The sequence below is a fragment of the Pseudomonas sp. LBUM1661 genome, assembly GCF_059695925.1.
In genome coordinates this window covers 5,602,889-5,619,800 of record NZ_CP166794.1, presented here as the reverse complement: position 1 = coordinate 5,619,800, position 16,912 = coordinate 5,602,889, and the positions used below count along the sequence as shown (strand labels likewise).

17 protein-coding genes are annotated in these 16,912 nt (G+C 59.0%); 10 read left to right on the top strand and 7 right to left on the bottom strand.

Annotation, left to right across the window (positions count from 1 at the left end):
- Positions 1 to 21: 21 nt before the first annotated feature.
- Positions 22 to 678 (bottom strand): alpha/beta hydrolase, encoded by a 657-nt coding sequence (locus ACA057_RS25800; protein WP_497343436.1) that lies wholly within the window; start codon positions 676 to 678, stop codon positions 22 to 24.
- 468 nt (positions 679 to 1,146) lie between these two features.
- Here ACA057_RS25800 and ACA057_RS25795 point away from each other — a divergent pair, with 468 nt between their 5' ends.
- The 4 genes from ACA057_RS25795 (at position 1,147) to ACA057_RS25780 (ending at position 5,305) form a co-directional block, all read left to right on the top strand.
- On the top strand, positions 1,147 to 2,175 hold the full coding sequence (locus ACA057_RS25795) for an amino acid ABC transporter substrate-binding protein (protein WP_497343434.1): 1,029 nt from the start codon (positions 1,147 to 1,149) through the stop codon (positions 2,173 to 2,175).
- A 65-nt stretch (positions 2,176 to 2,240) separates the two neighbouring features.
- A complete protein-coding gene (locus ACA057_RS25790) occupies positions 2,241 to 3,422 on the top strand; it encodes an amino acid ABC transporter permease (RefSeq protein ID WP_497343432.1) in 1,182 nt (393 codons plus the stop codon).
- Between the two features lie 10 nt (positions 3,423 to 3,432).
- Entirely contained in the window at positions 3,433 to 4,530 is a 1,098-nt protein-coding gene (locus ACA057_RS25785) for an amino acid ABC transporter permease (RefSeq protein WP_497343430.1), read from the top strand.
- 10 nt (positions 4,531 to 4,540) lie between these two features.
- Positions 4,541 to 5,305: an amino acid ABC transporter ATP-binding protein gene (locus tag ACA057_RS25780; protein WP_008147575.1), complete on the top strand. Its 765-nt coding sequence runs from the start codon at positions 4,541 to 4,543 to the stop codon at positions 5,303 to 5,305.
- Positions 5,306 to 5,356: 51 nt separating this feature from the next.
- Here the strand turns inward: ACA057_RS25780 and ACA057_RS25775 are convergent, their stop codons facing one another.
- Both ACA057_RS25775 and ACA057_RS25770 read right to left on the bottom strand, forming a co-directional pair.
- Positions 5,357 to 5,848: a type II toxin-antitoxin system MqsA family antitoxin gene (locus ACA057_RS25775; RefSeq protein WP_497343428.1), complete on the bottom strand. Its 492-nt coding sequence runs from the start codon at positions 5,846 to 5,848 to the stop codon at positions 5,357 to 5,359.
- A complete protein-coding gene (locus ACA057_RS25770) occupies positions 5,845 to 6,156 on the bottom strand; it encodes a type II toxin-antitoxin system MqsR family toxin (protein WP_497343426.1) in 312 nt (103 codons plus the stop codon). Before ACA057_RS25770 ends, ACA057_RS25775 begins: the two co-directional genes overlap by 4 nt.
- 165 nt (positions 6,157 to 6,321) lie before the next feature.
- Between ACA057_RS25770 and ACA057_RS25765 the strand changes: the two genes are divergently transcribed.
- The 5 genes from ACA057_RS25765 to ACA057_RS25745 all read left to right on the top strand — a co-directional run bounded on the left by ACA057_RS25765 (position 6,322) and on the right by ACA057_RS25745 (position 10,272).
- The gene (locus tag ACA057_RS25765; RefSeq protein ID WP_497343424.1) at positions 6,322 to 6,981 is read left to right on the top strand and encodes a FadR/GntR family transcriptional regulator; all 660 of its coding nucleotides are present in this window, start codon (positions 6,322 to 6,324) and stop codon (positions 6,979 to 6,981) included.
- Positions 6,971 to 8,278, top strand: a complete 1,308-nt coding sequence (locus ACA057_RS25760) for a CynX/NimT family MFS transporter (RefSeq protein WP_497343422.1) — start codon at positions 6,971 to 6,973, stop codon at positions 8,276 to 8,278. The genes ACA057_RS25765 and ACA057_RS25760 overlap by 11 nt, the downstream gene beginning before the upstream one ends.
- A 113-nt stretch (positions 8,279 to 8,391) precedes the next feature.
- Positions 8,392 to 8,862: a nuclear transport factor 2 family protein gene (locus tag ACA057_RS25755; RefSeq protein WP_497343420.1), complete on the top strand. Its 471-nt coding sequence runs from the start codon at positions 8,392 to 8,394 to the stop codon at positions 8,860 to 8,862.
- Positions 8,863 to 8,902: 40 nt separating this feature from the next.
- The gene (locus tag ACA057_RS25750) at positions 8,903 to 9,211 is read left to right on the top strand and encodes a GIY-YIG nuclease family protein (protein ID WP_497343418.1); all 309 of its coding nucleotides are present in this window, start codon (positions 8,903 to 8,905) and stop codon (positions 9,209 to 9,211) included.
- 125 nt (positions 9,212 to 9,336) lie between these two features.
- Positions 9,337 to 10,272 carry a glutathione S-transferase family protein gene (locus tag ACA057_RS25745; protein WP_497343416.1) on the top strand — a complete coding sequence of 312 codons (936 nt, stop codon included), beginning with the start codon at positions 9,337 to 9,339 and terminating at the stop codon, positions 10,270 to 10,272.
- A gap of 100 nt (positions 10,273 to 10,372) precedes the next feature.
- Here ACA057_RS25745 and ACA057_RS25740 read toward each other — a convergent pair whose 3' ends face one another.
- A complete protein-coding gene (locus ACA057_RS25740) occupies positions 10,373 to 10,723 on the bottom strand; it encodes a glutaredoxin family protein (RefSeq protein WP_497343414.1) in 351 nt (116 codons plus the stop codon).
- Complete coding sequence (yejK, locus tag ACA057_RS25735) at positions 10,723 to 11,727, bottom strand: nucleoid-associated protein YejK (protein WP_497343412.1); 1,005 nt, start codon at positions 11,725 to 11,727, stop codon at positions 10,723 to 10,725. Before yejK ends, ACA057_RS25740 begins: the two co-directional genes overlap by 1 nt.
- Positions 11,728 to 12,121: 394 nt before the next feature.
- On the opposite strand from yejK, the gene ACA057_RS25730 reads away from it, so the two are divergent.
- Positions 12,122 to 12,403: an HU family DNA-binding protein gene (locus ACA057_RS25730; RefSeq protein WP_007905514.1), complete on the top strand. Its 282-nt coding sequence runs from the start codon at positions 12,122 to 12,124 to the stop codon at positions 12,401 to 12,403.
- A 207-nt stretch (positions 12,404 to 12,610) separates the two neighbouring features.
- Here the strand turns inward: ACA057_RS25730 and rlmF are convergent, their stop codons facing one another.
- Entirely contained in the window at positions 12,611 to 13,633 is a 1,023-nt protein-coding gene (rlmF, locus tag ACA057_RS25725) for a 23S rRNA (adenine(1618)-N(6))-methyltransferase RlmF (RefSeq protein ID WP_007905515.1), read from the bottom strand.
- A 217-nt stretch (positions 13,634 to 13,850) separates the two neighbouring features.
- Positions 13,851 to 16,697: a valine--tRNA ligase gene (locus ACA057_RS25720; protein ID WP_497343410.1), complete on the bottom strand. Its 2,847-nt coding sequence runs from the start codon at positions 16,695 to 16,697 to the stop codon at positions 13,851 to 13,853.
- Between the last annotated feature and the right edge of the window lie 215 nt (positions 16,698 to 16,912).

Genomic DNA, 16,912 nt, shown 5'->3' with positions numbered 1-16,912 from the left:
GGCGCTTTTTAACGCAAAAGGCTATCGCAGGCGTTCGGTGAGCCAGACGCCGATGTCGCGAATTTCCTCGGGTAACACTTCGTGGCCCATTGGGTATTCCTGCCATGTCACGGTGACACCACGCTGCTTTAAATGCTCGTAGGCGGCTCGGCCCATGGAGTTTTGCACGACGTCATCGTACTGGCCGTGCAAAGACAGCACGGGAATGCGCTGCTGGCTGGCGGAAAGCTCCAGTTCATTGCTGAAAGTCGGGGCATAGGTCGAGAGGGCAAGTACGCCACCCAGCGCTCCCTGCCATTTCAGAAACGCGGTGTGTAACGCCACCGCGCCGCCTTGGGAAAAACCTGCCAAAAATATCCGCGAGGCGTCTATTCCGATGGCGCGCTCCACTTCGATCAAATTGACGATCCTCTGCGATGATTCTTCCAGCTGTTCGCGGTTGATCGCGCGCGCGGGGCTCATGGCCAATATGTCGTACCAGCTCGGCATCTCGTAACCACCATTAATGGTCACGGCGCAGGTCGGTGCCTGAGGCAGAACGAAGCGGGTGGTCAGCAGGGTTTCCTGCAGCGCTTCGGCCACCGGCAGGAAGTCGTAGCGGTCGGCGCCCAGGCCGTGCAGCCAGATAACGCAGGCGTCTGCGGGCTTGACGGGTTGAAGAATCAAGGGCTCGGTCATGGTTGCTCCAATTTTGTGCGTGCGCTCTCATTAAGTGCGAGATCTGAGTGCGCGCCTGGTTGATCAGTTAAGAAGATGTCGCAAGGCTACAAGTTTTGCTATTGACCTGTCGCTTAATCGCTTAAGCGAGCGGTCTGGTACGGGCTTTGCTATGGGGAAACGGTGCAACCCATCTCACGCCTTGCGGTAACACTATCAGTGTACTGCTGGTGGCGGGATAGCAAAGAATCCGGTGATGGATGTTCGCCAGTGGCCGCTACGGGCTTCGCGAACGTGAAAGGGCTACAGCCCGTTCGGCCGATTGGTGAGAAGTGAGTTGTCCATGATGTGGATTTTCTCCTACTAGACTCATAGCGCAGGTCCTAACGTCGGTTGACCCTAAAAAAAGCCAACACGGGTCGACTACGCCTCATAAGGGTGCGACAGGACTCAAGCTCCGACACAACAAGAGCAAAACTGGAGGTTTGAATGAAGATGTTGAAATCCACCCTGGCTATCGTGACTGCAGCCGCAGTACTCGGTGTCAGTGGGTTCGCTCAGGCGGGTGCAACCCTGGATGCAGTGCAGAAGAAAGGTTTCGTACAGTGCGGCGTAAGTGACGGTTTGCCGGGCTTCTCGGTTCCGGACTCTACCGGCAAGATCATCGGTATCGATGCTGACGTCTGTCGCGCTGTGGCCGCTGCCGTTTTCGGCGATGCGACCAAGGTCAAGTTCAGCCAGTTGAACGCCAAAGAGCGCTTCACCGCGCTGCAGTCCGGCGAAATCGACGTGCTGTCGCGTAACACCACCTGGACCAGCTCCCGCGATTCGGGCATGGGCCTGGTGTTTGCCGGCGTGACTTACTACGACGGCATCGGCTTCCTGGTGAACAACAAGCTGGGCGTAAAAAGCGCTAAAGAGCTCGACGGCGCCACCATCTGCATTCAAGCCGGTACCACCACCGAGCTGAACGTTTCCGACTACTTCCGCGGCAACGGTCTTAAATACACCCCAATCACTTTCGACACCTCCGATGAAAGCGCCAAGTCGCTGGAATCCGGTCGTTGCGACGTGCTGACCTCCGACAAATCCCAGCTCTATGCACAACGCAGCAAGCTGGCGACCCCGACCGACTACGTCGTTCTGCCGGAAACCATCTCCAAGGAGCCATTGGGCCCTGTCGTGCGTAAAGGCGACGAAGAGTGGTTCAGCATCGTCAAGTGGACCCTGTTCGCCATGCTCAACGCTGAAGAAATGGGTATCTCCCAGAAAAACGTTGAAGCTGAAGCCAAATCCACCAAGAACCCGGATGTTGCTCGTCTGCTGGGCGCTGACGGTGAATACGGCAAAGACCTGAAAGTGAAGAAAGACTGGGTCGTGCAGATCGTCAAGCAAGTGGGTAACTACGGTGAAGTGTTCGAGAAAAACCTCGGCAAGAGCACTCCACTGGCCATTGACCGCGGGCTGAACGCTCTGTGGAACAACGGCGGCATTCAATACGCACCACCAGTGCGCTGATGGTTCTATCACCCGGTGGGCCAACCGCCGGGTGATGTTCTGTTCCATTATTTCCGGGGCACTTCATGCAAAATTCAATCGGCGCACCAAAGCAGAGGCTCAGTCTCAGCGATCCAAAAGTGCGTGCGTGGCTGTTTCAGATCATCACCATTGTGGCGGTGGTCTCGATGGGCTGGTATCTGTTCGATAATACGCAGACCAACCTTCAACACCGGGGCATTACCTCCGGCTTCAGCTTTCTGGAGCGCAGTGCCGGTTTCGGCATCGCTCAACACCTGATCGACTACACCGAATCGGACAGCTATGCCCGGGTGTTTGTCATCGGCCTGCTCAATACGTTGCTGGTGACCTTCATCGGCGTGATCCTGGCGACGATCCTCGGGTTCATCGTCGGTGTGTCACGACTGTCGAAGAACTGGATCATTGCCAAGCTGGCAACGGTGTATGTGGAGGTTTTCCGTAACATTCCGCCGCTGCTGCAAATCCTGTTCTGGTACTTCGCGGTGTTCCTGACCATGCCGGGACCGCGTAACAGCCATAACTTCGGCGACACCTTCTTTGTCAGCAGCCGTGGCCTGAACATGCCGGCCGCGTTGGCGGCGGACGGTTTCTGGCCGTTTGTGGTCAGTATCGTCGTGGCCATTGTCGCGATCGTGCTGATGAGCCGCTGGGCCACCAAACGCTTCGAAGCGACCGGTGTTCCCTTCCACAAATTCTGGGTGGGCCTGGCGCTGTTCCTGGTGATCCCGGCGCTGTGCGCGTTGATCTTCGGTGCGCCCGTGCACTGGGAAATGCCCAAGCTGCAAGGCTTCAACTTCGTCGGTGGCTGGGTGTTGATCCCGGAACTGCTGGCGCTGACCCTGGCCCTGACGGTGTACACCGCGGCGTTCATCGCCGAGATCGTGCGTTCGGGTATCAAGTCGGTCAGCCATGGCCAGACCGAAGCGGCGCACTCGTTGGGGCTGCGTAACGGCCCGACCCTGCGCAAGGTGATCATCCCGCAAGCCCTGCGCGTGATCATCCCGCCGCTGACCAGCCAATACCTGAACCTGGCGAAAAACTCCTCGCTGGCGGCCGGTATCGGTTATCCGGAAATGGTCTCGTTGTTTGCCGGTACGGTGCTGAACCAGACCGGGCAGGCAATCGAGGTGATTGCGATCACCATGAGCGTGTACCTGGCGATCAGTATCAGCATTTCCCTGCTGATGAACTGGTACAACAAGCGCATTGCGCTGATCGAGCGGTAAGGAAAAGCGCATGAGTACTCATACTTTCAAACCTGACATGCCACCCCCGAACCGCAGCATCGGTGTCGTGGCGTGGATGCGCGCGAACATGTTCTCCAGCTGGCTCAACACCCTGCTGACCCTGTTCGCGTTCTACCTGATCTACCTGGTGGTTCCACCGATCCTGAGTTGGGCGATCCTCGATGCCAACTGGGTCGGCACCAGCCAGGCTGACTGCACCAAGGAAGGCGCCTGCTGGGTGTTCATCCAGCAGCGCTTCGGCCAGTTCATGTACGGCTACTACCCAGTGGACCTGCGCTGGCGCGTCGATCTGACTGTGTGGTTGGCGGTCATCGGCGTGGCACCGTTGTTCATCTCGCGCTTTCACCATAAAGCGGTGTATGGCCTGAGCTTCCTGGTGGTGTATCCGATTGTTGCCTGGTGCTTGCTGCATGGCGGCGTCTTCGGCCTGACCGAGGTGGCGACCAGCCAATGGGGCGGCCTGATGCTGACGCTGGTGATCGCTACCGTCGGTATTGCCGGGGCGTTGCCGCTGGGGATTGTCCTGGCACTGGGCCGCCGTTCGAACATGCCGGCGATTCGTGTGGTCTGCGTGACCTTCATCGAATTCTGGCGCGGCGTGCCGTTGATCACGGTGCTGTTCATGTCCTCGGTGATGCTGCCGTTGTTCCTGCCGGAAGGCATGAACTTCGACAAACTGCTGCGAGCACTGATCGGCGTGATCCTGTTCCAGTCGGCCTATGTGGCTGAAGTGGTGCGAGGCGGTCTGCAAGCGATTCCCAAAGGTCAGTACGAAGCGGCCGCAGCGATGGGCCTCGGCTACTGGCGCAGCATGGGCCTGGTGATTCTGCCGCAAGCCTTGAAGCTGGTCATCCCCGGCATCGTCAACACCTTCATTGCGCTGTTCAAGGATACGAGCCTGGTGATCATCATCGGTCTGTTCGACCTGCTCAACAGCGTCAAACAAGCCGCCGCCGACCCGAAATGGTTGGGCATGGCCACCGAAGGCTATGTGTTCGCAGCCCTGGTGTTCTGGATTTTCTGTTTTGGTATGTCGCGCTATTCCATGCATCTGGAACGCAAGCTCGACACTGGCCACAAGCGTTAGGAGTTCTGTAATGAGCGAAGCAATCAAAAAGCCTGTGAGCCCTGAAGGCATTATTCAGATGCAGGGCGTGAACAAGTGGTACGGCCAGTTCCACGTGTTGAAAGACATCAACCTGAACGTCAAGCAAGGCGAGCGAATCGTCCTGTGCGGCCCGTCGGGTTCCGGCAAATCCACCACCATTCGTTGCCTCAACCGCCTGGAAGAACACCAGCAGGGTCGCATCGTGGTCGACGGCGTGGAACTGACCAACGATCTCAAGCAGATCGAATCGGTACGCCGTGAAGTCGGCATGGTGTTCCAGCACTTCAACCTGTTCCCGCACCTGACCATCCTGCAGAACTGCACCCTGGCGCCAATGTGGGTACGCAAGATGCCCAAGCGCAAGGCCGAGGAAATCGCCATGCATTATCTGGAGCGCGTACGCATTCCTGAGCAGGCGCATAAATTCCCGGGGCAACTGTCCGGCGGTCAGCAACAGCGCGTGGCGATTGCCCGTGCCCTGTGCATGAAACCGAAAATCATGCTGTTCGACGAACCGACTTCGGCACTCGACCCCGAGATGGTGAAAGAGGTGTTGGACACCATGATCGGCCTGGCCGAAGACGGCATGACCATGCTCTGCGTGACCCACGAAATGGGCTTCGCCCGTACCGTGGCCAACCGCGTGATCTTCATGGACAAGGGCGAAATCGTCGAACAGGCTGCGCCGAACGACTTCTTTGATAATCCGCAGAATGAGCGGACGAAGCTCTTCCTGAGCCAAATCCTGCATTGATGTCTGATAGGTAAAACGAACCTGGCCTTGTGCCGGGTTTGTTTTTTGGAGTCAGGACACGGTGAGCGTTTTGTGTTCTTGGTGCTCAGTAAATTTGAACGCTCCTCTCAAGTCCGCTCCTTCAGCCAGGACCTTCGCATCGGCGAGTAAATGCGGGTAACGATCCAGCAGGCGCATGAGCAGCATTAACGCTTTCGGCGGAAGTACTTCGCCGCGTTCATACCGTGAAAACGCGTTGTGCCCGCCGCCTGACAGCAGTTGCACCGTTTCTTTCTGCGTAAGGTGCAATTTGCGACGGATACGCTTCATCTCGGCACCGATCATTCGCCTGGCAGCAATAACCAGCGCATCACCTGCTTCCCCATAACGTTCCGCACTATCGGTATCGGCGTCCCATTCGACTTCACCGCATTTCTGGCACTCCCAGCCAGAAAGATCATCTACTCGGCGCTCCATGCCTTTGACACTCAGGGTTTCGCCGCGTCCCTCGAAATGTCTCATTCCCTCACGTGCACCGCAGCTGAAACATTGCTGGGTTTTCATGGGTTTTTCTCCTTGAAGGAGATTACCGGTGGGCCGCCGGCAGGGCGGTATGTCACCTTGATGTAAATCTCCAGATCTTGTGAATTGATGTGATACACGTCCTGCCAGACTCGATGATCGTCATAGGTGGTCATCGATTTGTACAACATCCTGTTCTGCAACTCGAAAACGATCTCTTGCATCTCTCTGAAGTTAAAGCCCAGATCCAGACCGGTTTTTTCCGCAGTCTTGGTGAAGGAGTGTCTTCCGAGCCGCCTGACATCCTCCTTGATCACCGCCAGGTTGTAATGGGGTGTGTTCTTCTCCATAAGAATCTTGAACCTATCCCTGAAATTACCCTTAAAGGGTAATTTTGACTAATCGAAAATCCCGCTCCATTTCCCTCTCTCTGACCGTAGGCGGTTGCCGTCCTACATGAAGCTGACTAACATGTCAGAAAATTCATCCTATGATTGGATGAAAGGGCGATTCCTATGTCAGACATTTCTCCATTAATTAAACGTTCCCTGGTCGATCAGGCCCTCGAACAGTTGCGCCTGCGCATCACGCAAGGTATCTGGACTGTCGGCCAGCGCCTGCCCACCGAGCCCGAGCTATCCGCTGAGCTTGGGATCAGCCGCAACACCGTGCGTGAAGCCATGCGCGTCCTGGCGTTTTCCGGGTTGATCGAGATCCGTCAGGGCGACGGCAGCTATCTGCGGGCGGTCATCGATCCGCTGGACACCATGAAAGCGTTGTCCCGCTGTTCTCATGAGCAGGCGCGGGAGACGCGACACATTCTGGAAGTCGAGGCCATTGGCCTGGCCGCGTTGCGCCGCACCGATGAAGACCTGGTGGCATTGCGCGAAGCGCTGGGTGTCAGCGGCAGTCACTACCACGGTGATCTCGACAGCTACATCGCCTGCGACCTGGTGTTCCACCGCCGTCTGGTGGACGCCGCGCACAACCCGACGCTCAGCGAGTTGTACCGCTATTTCTCCAGCGTCGTCGGTGCGCATTTGCGCGAAACCCTGAACATCACGCCCCGACGCCAGGAAGTGTTCGACCTGCATATCGACCTGCTCGATGCCGTCGAGCAACGCGACCCGGAACGGGCCAAAGCCCTGTCGAGGCAGTTGATCAATGAACCTTGAAGCCGAGAACCCCATGTCCAGCCACAACAGCAACGTGACACCCGCCAAGCGCACGGCAGAGCTCGAAGAGTTGCTGATCGACGCCGAGGCCGATGACGAAGTGGTCCAGCAAAGCCACCCGCTCCTGCGCCGGCCGTGGCTGTTGTTGCTGGGCCTGATTCTGGTGGCACTGAACCTGCGCCCGGCGCTGTCGAGCATGGCGCCGATGCTCAGCGAGGTTTCGAAGACCCTCGGTTTGTCGGCGGCCCAGGCAGGCTTGCTGACGACCTTGCCGGTACTTTGCCTGGGCTTGTTTGCACCGTTGGCGCCGGTGCTGGCGCGTCGTTTTGGTGCCGAGCGGGTGGTGTTGGGGATTCTTCTGACCCTGGCCGGCGGGATCATTTTGCGCAGTTCGTTCGGCACCATCGGTCTGTTTGCCGGTAGCGTGCTGGCCGGCGCCAGCATCGGTGTCATCGGTGTTTTGCTGCCGGGCATCGTCAAGCGCGACTTTGCCAAACACGCCGGGACCATGACCGGTGTCTACACCATGGCCCTGTGTCTGGGCGCGGCGATGGCGGCCGGCGCGACCGTGCCGTTGAGCGAGCATTTCGACCAGAGCTGGGCACTGGGCCTCGGCTTTTGGGTGGTTCCGGCATTGATCGCGGCGATTTTCTGGCTACCGCAAGTCGGTCAGCAACATGGCTCGCACAATGTTGCCTACCGGGTACGCGGTTTGCTGCGTGATCCGCTGGCCTGGCAAGTGACGCTTTACATGGGCCTGCAATCGTCCCTGGCGTACATCGTGTTCGGCTGGTTGCCATCGATCCTGATCGGCCGTGGTCTGACGCCGACCCAGGCCGGTCTCGTGCTGTCGGGCTCGGTAATTGTTCAACTGGCCAGCTCACTGGCCGCGCCGTGGCTGGCCACGCGCGGCAAGGATCAGCGCCTGGCGATCGTGATCGTCATGGCCCTGACCCTCGGTGGTTTGTTCGGTTGCCTCTATGCGCCGATCGACGGATTGTGGGGGTGGGCGATCCTGCTCGGTCTGGGGCAGGGCGGCACGTTCAGCCTGGCGCTGACCTTGATCGTGTTGCGTTCACGGGACGCGCATGTGGCGGCGAACCTGTCGAGCATGGCCCAGGGCTTCGGTTACACGCTGGCGTCCATGGGGCCGTTCGCGGTCGGCATCGTGCATGACTGGACCGGCGGCTGGACCGCATTGGGCTGGATCTTCGGCGTGATCGGTCTGGGTGCAATCATCGCGGGCCTCGGCGCCGGGCGTTCGCTGTACGTGCAAGTAGAAAGCGAAAAGGTCTGATAACCACGCACTGTCGGTATTCGGCCCACGAATGCCGATAGTGTTACGTGGATTTGTTGACTATCGTGCAGGCACGCTTACGAAGCCATTTTGCACAGCCAGGGAGCCTGCACATGAGTGATGCCCATAACGCATTGATCACCCAGTTCTACCAAGCCTTCCAGCGGCTGGATGCCGAGGCCATGAGTGCCTGCTACACCGATGACGTGGTGTTCAGTGATCCGGCGTTCGGCGAACTGCGCGGCCGTGATGCCGGCGACATGTGGCGCATGCTCACCACCCGGGCCAAGGATTTTTCCCTGACGTTCGACAATGTGCGCAGCGATGAACGCACCGGTGGCGCTCATTGGGTGGCGACGTACCTGTTCAGCCAGACCGGCAACACCGTGGTCAACGACATTCAGGCCCGCTTCGTGTTTCGCGACGGCAAGATTTGCGAGCATCACGACAGCTTCGATCTGTGGACGTGGTCCCGACAGGCGCTGGGTTTTAAAGGGCTGCTGTTGGGCTGGACGCCACTGGTGAGAAACGCCGTTCGCGCTCAAGCCTTGAAGGGCCTGAAGGCATTTCAGGCCAGTCGCTGATAAGATCGCGGCTTGTTTTCTTTCAAGCCCTGATCGTTACGTGACCACCCTCAGCGAAAATTCTGTCGACGCCGATCCGCCGGTGAGCAAACCCTGGTTCGTCTATCTGGTTCGCGCGGCCAATGGCTCACTCTACTGCGGGATCAGCGACGATCCCGTACGGCGTTTCGCCACCCACCAAAGTGGCAAAGGCGCGCGCTTCTTTCTTTCCAGCCCAGCAGTGGCGCTGGTCTACACCGAAGTCTGCCGTGACAAAAGCGAAGCGCTGCGGCAAGAGCGGCTGATCAAAAAACTCAGGAAAAGCGCCAAGGAATGCCTGGTGGCGAGTTTTGTACGCGTACCCACGTAGGCGCTGGCAAGCCAGCGCCTACAGGTCATCACTCTGATTGATCAGTACCCATCAGGCAGATCGGTAGGCTGCTTACCCATTGCGCGCTAAGCTGCTGATACCTAATCCGTGCGGCGGAGCCGAGCATGTCCGAGTTGATTCTGCATCATTACCCGACGTCCCCTTTTGCCGAAAAGGCCCGCTTGCTGCTGGGCTTCAAGGGGCTGTCCTGGCGCTCGGTGAAGATTTCGCCAGTGATGCCAAAGCCTGATCTGACTGCGCTGACGGGCGGCTACCGCAGGACCCCGGTGTTGCAGATCGGCGCGGATATCTATTGCGACACTTCGCTGATCGCCCGTCGTCTGGAACAGCAAAAAGCCTTGCCGGCGTTCTTCCCGGAAGGTCAGGAAATGATCGCCGCGACTTTCGCTGCCTGGGCCGATTCGGTGGTGTTCCAGCATGCGGTCAGCCTGGTGTTCCAGCCTGAATCGGTCGCCGTGCGCTTCGGCCATTTATCGCCGGAAGCGATCAAGGCGTTCATCGCCGATCGGGCCAAGTTGTTCAGCGGTGGCAGCGCCACACGGTTGTCAGCCGAGCAGGCCAGGCACCAATGGCCGACGATCATGGCGCGACTGGAACAACAGCTTCAGCGCGAGCAGGGCGACTTCTTGTTCGGCGAGCCGTCGATTGCCGACTTCGCCCTGGCCCATCCGTTGTGGTTCCTTAAAGCGACGCCGGTGACTTCACCGCTGGTTGATGCGTATCCGGCAGTGTCAGCGTGGTTGGGGCGCGTGATGGGCTTCGGTCATGGCGCATTCAGCGAGATGACGACAGATGAGGCGCTGGAGATTGCGCGCAATGCCACGCCGGCTGCATTGCCGGATGAGCAGTTCGATGAGCCAAACGGGTTCGAGGCAGGTCAGCAGGTGGTAATCGCGGCAACCGACTATGGCGTCGATCCGGTGGCAGGGGAGTTGCTATTTGCCGGCAGCGAAGAATTGATTTTGCGTCGCGAAGACGAGCGCGGCGGTGTGGTGCATGTGCACTTTCCGCGCTTCGGGTTTCGTATCGAAGCCCTCTGACGCACAAAATGTGGGAGCGGGCTTGCTCGCGAAGGCGGCCTGACATTCAACGTTTATGCTGAATGTTATGGCCTCTTCGCGAGCAAGCCCGCTCCCACATTTACCGCAGTGCAGCGAGGATTTTGTCCGGGTCATACCCGCGGATCAACGTCCCGTTCACATCTATGATCGGGATTCCACCGCCGCCCAACGCCTCATAGGCCTTGCGCGCCTCGGCATTTTTCTCGATATCAAATTCCTGGTACGGAATGCCTTTCTGGTCGAGAAAGCGCCGGGTCAGCTTGCAGTAACCACACCATTCGGTGGCGTAGAGCACCACATTGGCTTTGGCTTGAGTCTGCTCGGACACCACCTGCGACGGGTTGAGCACCCGCTCGATCTTGCCCCAATTCTGATAGACCACGACCACCAGCAGGATCAGCAGGCATTTCTTCAGCACGCCGGCCAACATCAGTTGCGTCGCTTGAGCTGGTCGGTCAACTGCGTCGGCAGGCCTTTGATGATCAGCGTGCCGGCTTCTTCGTCGTACTCGATCTTCGAACCCAGCAGGTGCGCTTCGAAGCTGATGGACAAGCCTTCGGCGCGACCGGTAAAGCGGCGGAACTGGTTCAGGGTGCGTTTATCCGCCGGGATCTCGGGCGACAGGCCGTAATCCTTGTTGCGGATATGATCGTAGAAGGCCTTCGGGCGTTCTTCGTCGATCAGTTCCGAGAGTTCTTCCAGGCCCATGGGTTCGCCGAGTTTGGCCTGGCTGCTGGCGTAATCGACCAGGGTCTTGGTTTTCTCGCGGGCGGATTCTTCCGGCAAGTCTTCGCTCTCGACGAAGTCGCTGAAAGCCTTGAGCAAGGTGCGGGTTTCGCCCGGGCCATCGACGCCTTCCTGGCAACCGATGAAGTCGCGGAAATACTCCGAAACCTTTTTGCCGTTCTTGCCTTTGATGAACGAAATGTACTGCTTTGACTGTTTGTTGTTCTGCCACTCGGAAACGTTGATCCGCGCGGCCAGGTGCAACTGGCCCAGGTCCAGGTGCCGGGACGGGGTCACGTCCAGCTGTTCGGTCACTGCAACGCCTTCACTGTGGTGCAGGAGCGCGATGGCCAGGTAATCCGTCATGCCCTGCTGATAATGCGCAAACAGCACGTGGCCGCCCACAGAGAGGTTCGACTCTTCCATCAGCTTTTGCAGGTGTTCGACCGCCACGCGGCTGAACACGGTGAAATCCTTGCCGCCCTCGAAGTATTCCTTCAGCCAGCCGCTGAACGGGTGCGCCCCGGACTCGGCATGGAAGAAACCCCAGGCCTTGCCTTGTTTGGCGTTGTAGCTTTCGTTGAGGTCGGCAAGCATGTTCTCGATGGCGCTGGACTCGGCAAGTTCAGAGTCGCGGGCATGGAGAACTGCAGGTGTGCCGTCGGGTTTTTTGTCGATCAGGTGGACGATGCAATGACGGATCGGCATGGGCTTCTCGGCTGGTTGAAGAGAGGAGGGCGTGCTCCCCGAAAAAGCGCTCAGTGTACCGCAACCACTGGTTTTGGCGCTGTGCGAAGGGCAATTCGCAGCCGACCGCCGGCGCTTATGCAGTTTTTTACCGATTTAGAGCAATAAAGCTGACCAAATGGGTAGCTAGAGGCGGATATTTCCCCGTCTCTGTGCTAGTTTTGCCCCGTCTTACGCGAAGTCACTGCGTTAAGCGTGCATTCAGCATTTGTCAGGTCGAACCAAACCCTGATTTCGGTATCTATAACCCCGATCCCGTGGTTATTGGCCGAGGGTGCCAGATCCAGAAGATCGGGCTCGATGGCTGACACTGCACTCTGCAATCCATATGAATTTGATAGGGAAGGAACACTACATGGCTCTTACTAAAGACCAACTGATCGCCGACATCGCTGAAGCTATCGACGCGCCAAAAACCACCGCGCGTAACGCTCTGGACCAACTGGGCCAAATCGTTGCCGATCAGCTGGAAAACGGCGGCGAAATCACTCTGCCAGGTATCGGCAAACTGAAAGTGACTGAGCGTCCTGCCCGTACCGGCCGTAACCCTTCGACTGGCGCTGCCATCGAAATCGCTGCCAAGAAAGTTATCAAGCTGGTTGTGGCCAAAGGCCTGACCGACGCTGTTAACAAGTAAGACTTGTTAAAAAAAACCGTGCTCCGGAGCAATCCGGGCACGGTTTTTTTGTGTCTGCGATTCAGCGGTGGTCTCGCAAACACCACTAAACCCGTGTGGGAGCGAGCCTGCTCGCGATGGCTGCGTGTCAGTTAACGATGATGTCGACTGATGCACCGCCATCGCGAGCAGGCTCGCTCCCACAGTTGATTTGTGTCGGTCAGTTACTCAGCTTTTACGCGCCCAGCGCTCGCGCCACACCTGCTGCTCGGATTTGGTCTGGAAGGTCCAGGCGACGAAGCGGCTTTGTTTCTGCCCCTGGGACATTTCCACCACCTGGCTTTCCAGTACGCCGGCCTTTTTCAGTGCCGTCTGGATTGCTGGCAAGTTTGAGGCTTTCGAGACCAGGGTGCTGAACCACAGCACTTTGTGCTGAAAGTGCGCGCTCTCGGCGATCAACTGCGTCACAAAGCGTGCTTCGCCACCTTCGCACCACAGCTCCGCCGATTGACCGCCAAAATTCAGCACCGGCAGTTTGCGCTTCGGGTCGGCGCGGCCCAGGGCGCGCCATTTGCGCTCGCTGCCCTTGGTCGCTTCGTCCATCGAGGCATGGAACGGCGGGTTGCACATGGTCAGGTCAAAGCGTTCGCCGGGCTCGAGCAGGCCCAGCAGAATGTGCTTGGGATTGCTTTGCTGGCGCAACTGGATGGCTTTGTTCAACCCGTTGGACTGCACGATGGCTTTCGCGGCGGCGACGGCCGTCGGGTCGATTTCCGAACCCAGGAAGTGCCAGCGGTAGTCGCTGTAGCCGATCAACGGATAGACGCAGTTGGCGCCCATGCCGATATCCAGCACCTTGACCGGCGCACCGCGCGGGATCTCGCCGTCGTTGACGCTGGCCAGCAGGTCGGCCAGGAAGTGCACGTAATCGGCACGGCCCGGGACCGGTGGGCACAGATAGTCGGCGGGAATGTCCCAATGGGCGATACCGTAGAACGATTTGAGCAGCGCCCGGTTGAACACGCGCACCGCGTCCGGGCTGGCGAAGTCGATGCTTTCCTTGCCGTACGGGTTGATGATCACGAACTTCGCCAGTTCCGGCGTGGTTTTGATCAGCGCCGGGAAGTCGTAGCGACCCTGATGGCGATTGCGCGGGTGCAGGCTGGCCTTCTCGCGCGGTTCCACGGCTTTGGCCGGGGTGGCGGAGTCAGGCTTCTTGCGCGCAGGGCGGGGTGTGCGGGGGGCGTTCATGGGCGTGGTCGATTCGGGTATGGCTAAAAGTGGCGGGTATTGTCACACAGTCGATGGCCGCGTGGGGATCCTGTAGGAGCGAGGCTTGCCCGCGAAGGCCGCGACGAGATCTATCAGACAAAACGCGTCATCGTTGTTCGCGGGCAAGCCTCGCTCCTACAGAAGCGCACAAAAAAGGGAGGCCGCATGGGCCTCCCTTTTTCATTGCGAGTTGCCGTTACAGGCTGGTAATCCGCGCATGTTGCTCGGCCAGCTTGCCCAAAGCCTGTTCAGCTTCAGCCAGTTTGGCGCGTTCCTTCTCGATGACTTCGGCCGGGGCCTTGTCGACGAAACCGGCGTTGGACAGCTTGCCGCCCACGCGCTGAACTTCGCCCTGCAAACGCAGGATTTCCTTGTCCAGGCGCGCCAGTTCGGCGTCCTTGTCGATCAGGCCGGCCATCGGTACCAGCACTTCCATCTCGCCGACCAGCGCGGTAGCGGACAGCGGTGCTTCTTCGCCAGCCGCCAACACGGTGATCGATTCCAGACGCGCCAGCTTCTTCAGCAGCGCTTCGTTCTCGGTGAGACGACGCTGATCTTCGGCGCTGACGTTTTTCAGGAACAGGTTCAGCGGCTTGCCCGGACCGATGTTCATCTCGGCGCGAATGTTACGCGTGCCGAGCATCAGTGTTTTCAGCCACTCGATATCGTCTTCGGCGCCTTGATCGATGCGCTCTTCATTGGCCACTGGCCAAGGTTGCAGCATGATCGTCTTGCCTTCGATACCGGCCAGCGGTGCGATGCGCTGCCAGATTTCTTCGGTGATGAACGGCATGAACGGGTGCGCCAGGCGCAGCGCGACTTCCAGCACCCGAACCAGCGTACGGCGAGTGCCGCGCTGACGTTCGATCGGTGCATTTTCGTCCCACAGCACAGGCTTGGAGAGCTCCAGGTACCAGTCGCAGTACTGGTTCCAGATGAACTCGTACAAGGCTTGTGCGGCCAGGTCGAAACGGAACTGGTCGAGTTGACGGGTCACTTCGGCTTCGGTGCGTTGCAGCTGCGAGATGATCCAGCGATCGGCCAGGGACAGTTCGTAGGCTTCGCCGTTCTGGCCGCAGTCTTCGCCCTTGTCCAGCACGTAGCGCGCCGCGTTCCAGATCTTGTTGCAGAAGTTGCGATAGCCTTCGACGCGGCCCATGTCGAACTTGATGTCGCGACCGGTGGACGCCAGCGAGCAGAAGGTGAAACGCAGGGCGTCGGTGCCGTAGCTGGCGATGCCCTCGGCGAACTCGTCGCGGGTCTGCTTCTCGATCTTCTTCGCCAGTTTCGGCTGCATCATGCCGGAGGTGCGTTTCTGCACCAGCTCTTCGAGCTCGATACCGTCGATGATGTCCAGCGGGTCCAGGACGTTGCCCTTGGACTTGGACATCTTCTGGCCCTGGCCATCACGCACCAGACCGTGCACATAAACGGTCTTGAACGGAACCTGCGGCGTGCCGTCTTCGTTCTTCACCAAGTGCATGGTGAGCATGATCATCCGGGCAACCCAGAAGAAAATGATGTCGAAACCGGTCACCAGTACGTCGGTGGAGTGGAATTTCTTCAGGAATTCGGTCTGCTCTGGCCAGCCCAGGGTGGAGAAGGTCCACAGGCCCGAACTGAACCAGGTGTCGAGAACGTCGTTGTCCTGTTGCAGCGCAACGTCCGGGCCGAGGTTGTGCTTGGCACGTACTTCGGCTTCGTCGCGCCCGACGTAGACTTTGCCCGACTCGTCGTACCAGGCCGGAATCCGGTGGCCCCACCACAGCTGACGGCTGATGCACCAATCCTGGATGTCGCGCATCCACGAGAAGTACATGTTTTCGTACTGTTTCGGCACGAACGCGATGCGACCGTCTTCAACGGCGGCGATGGCAGGTTCGGCCAACGGCTTGGTGGACACGTACCACTGGTCGGTCAGCCACGGCTCGATGATCGTGCCGGAACGGTCGCCTTTCGGTACTTTCAGGGCGTGATCGTTGACGCTGACCAACAGACCGGCAGCATCGAATGCCGCGACGATCTGCTTGCGCGCTTCGAAGCGGTCCAGACCGGCGTATTCGGCCGGGATCTTGCCGTCGATGCTTTCGTTCAGCGTGCCGTCGAGGTTGAACACCTGGCAGGCCGGCAGTACGGCGGCGTTCTTGTCGAAGATGTTCAGCAGCGGCAGGTTGTGGCGCTTGCCGACTTCGTAGTCGTTGAAATCGTGGGCCGGGGTGATTTTCACGCAGCCGGTGCCGAATTCAGGGTCGCAGTAATCGTCGGCGATGATCGGGATACGGCGGCCGACCAGCGGCAGCTCGACAAATTTGCCGATCAGGGCTTTGTAGCGTTCATCGTTAGGGTTAACCGCGACGGCGGCGTCGCCGAGCATGGTTTCCGGGCGAGTGGTCGCGACGATCAGGAAATCGTTGCCTTCAGCGGTTTTCACGCCGTCAGCCAGCGGGTACTTGAGGTTCCACAGGAAACCTTTCTCGTCGTGGTTTTCCACTTCGAGGTCGGAAATCGCCGTGTGCAACTTGGTGTCCCAGTTGACCAGGCGCTTGCCGCGATAGATCAGGCCGTCTTCGTGCAGGCGCACGAACGCCTCTTTAACGGCTTCCGAGAGACCGTCGTCCATGGTGAAGCGCTCGCGGCTCCAGTCGACAGACGAGCCGAGGCGGCGGATCTGACGGCTGATGTTGCCGCCGGACTGATCCTTCCATTCCCAGACTTTCTCGAGGAATTTCTCGCGACCCAAGTCATGACGACTCTGGCCCTGGGCTTCGAGTTGGCGTTCCACCAGCATTTGCGTGGCGATACCGGCGTGGTCGGTGCCCGGCTGCCACAGGGTGTTGCGACCCTGCATGCGGCGGAAACGGATCAGGGCGTCCATGATCGCGTTGTTGAAGCCGTGCCCCATGTGCAGGCTGCCGGTGACGTTCGGCGGCGGGATCATGATGGTGTAGGACTCGCCCGCGCCTTGCGGGGCGAAGTAATTCTCTGACTCCCAGGTGTTGTACCAGGAAGTTTCAATGGCGTGCGGCTGGTAGGTCTTATCCATGCGCGGCGGGACCCTATTGGCATTTATTCAGGAAAAGCCGGCAAGTATAGCGGGGATGTTCCGATGCGCGTAGAGCGAGGTGACAGCGGGAGGGCGAAAAATTGCGACAGGTTGAGGGCAGTTATGTCTGTCAGGACGTCATCGCGGGCAAGCCCGGCTCCCACAGGATTGATATCGACCAATAACCTGTGGGCGCGGGCTTGCCCGCGAAGGCA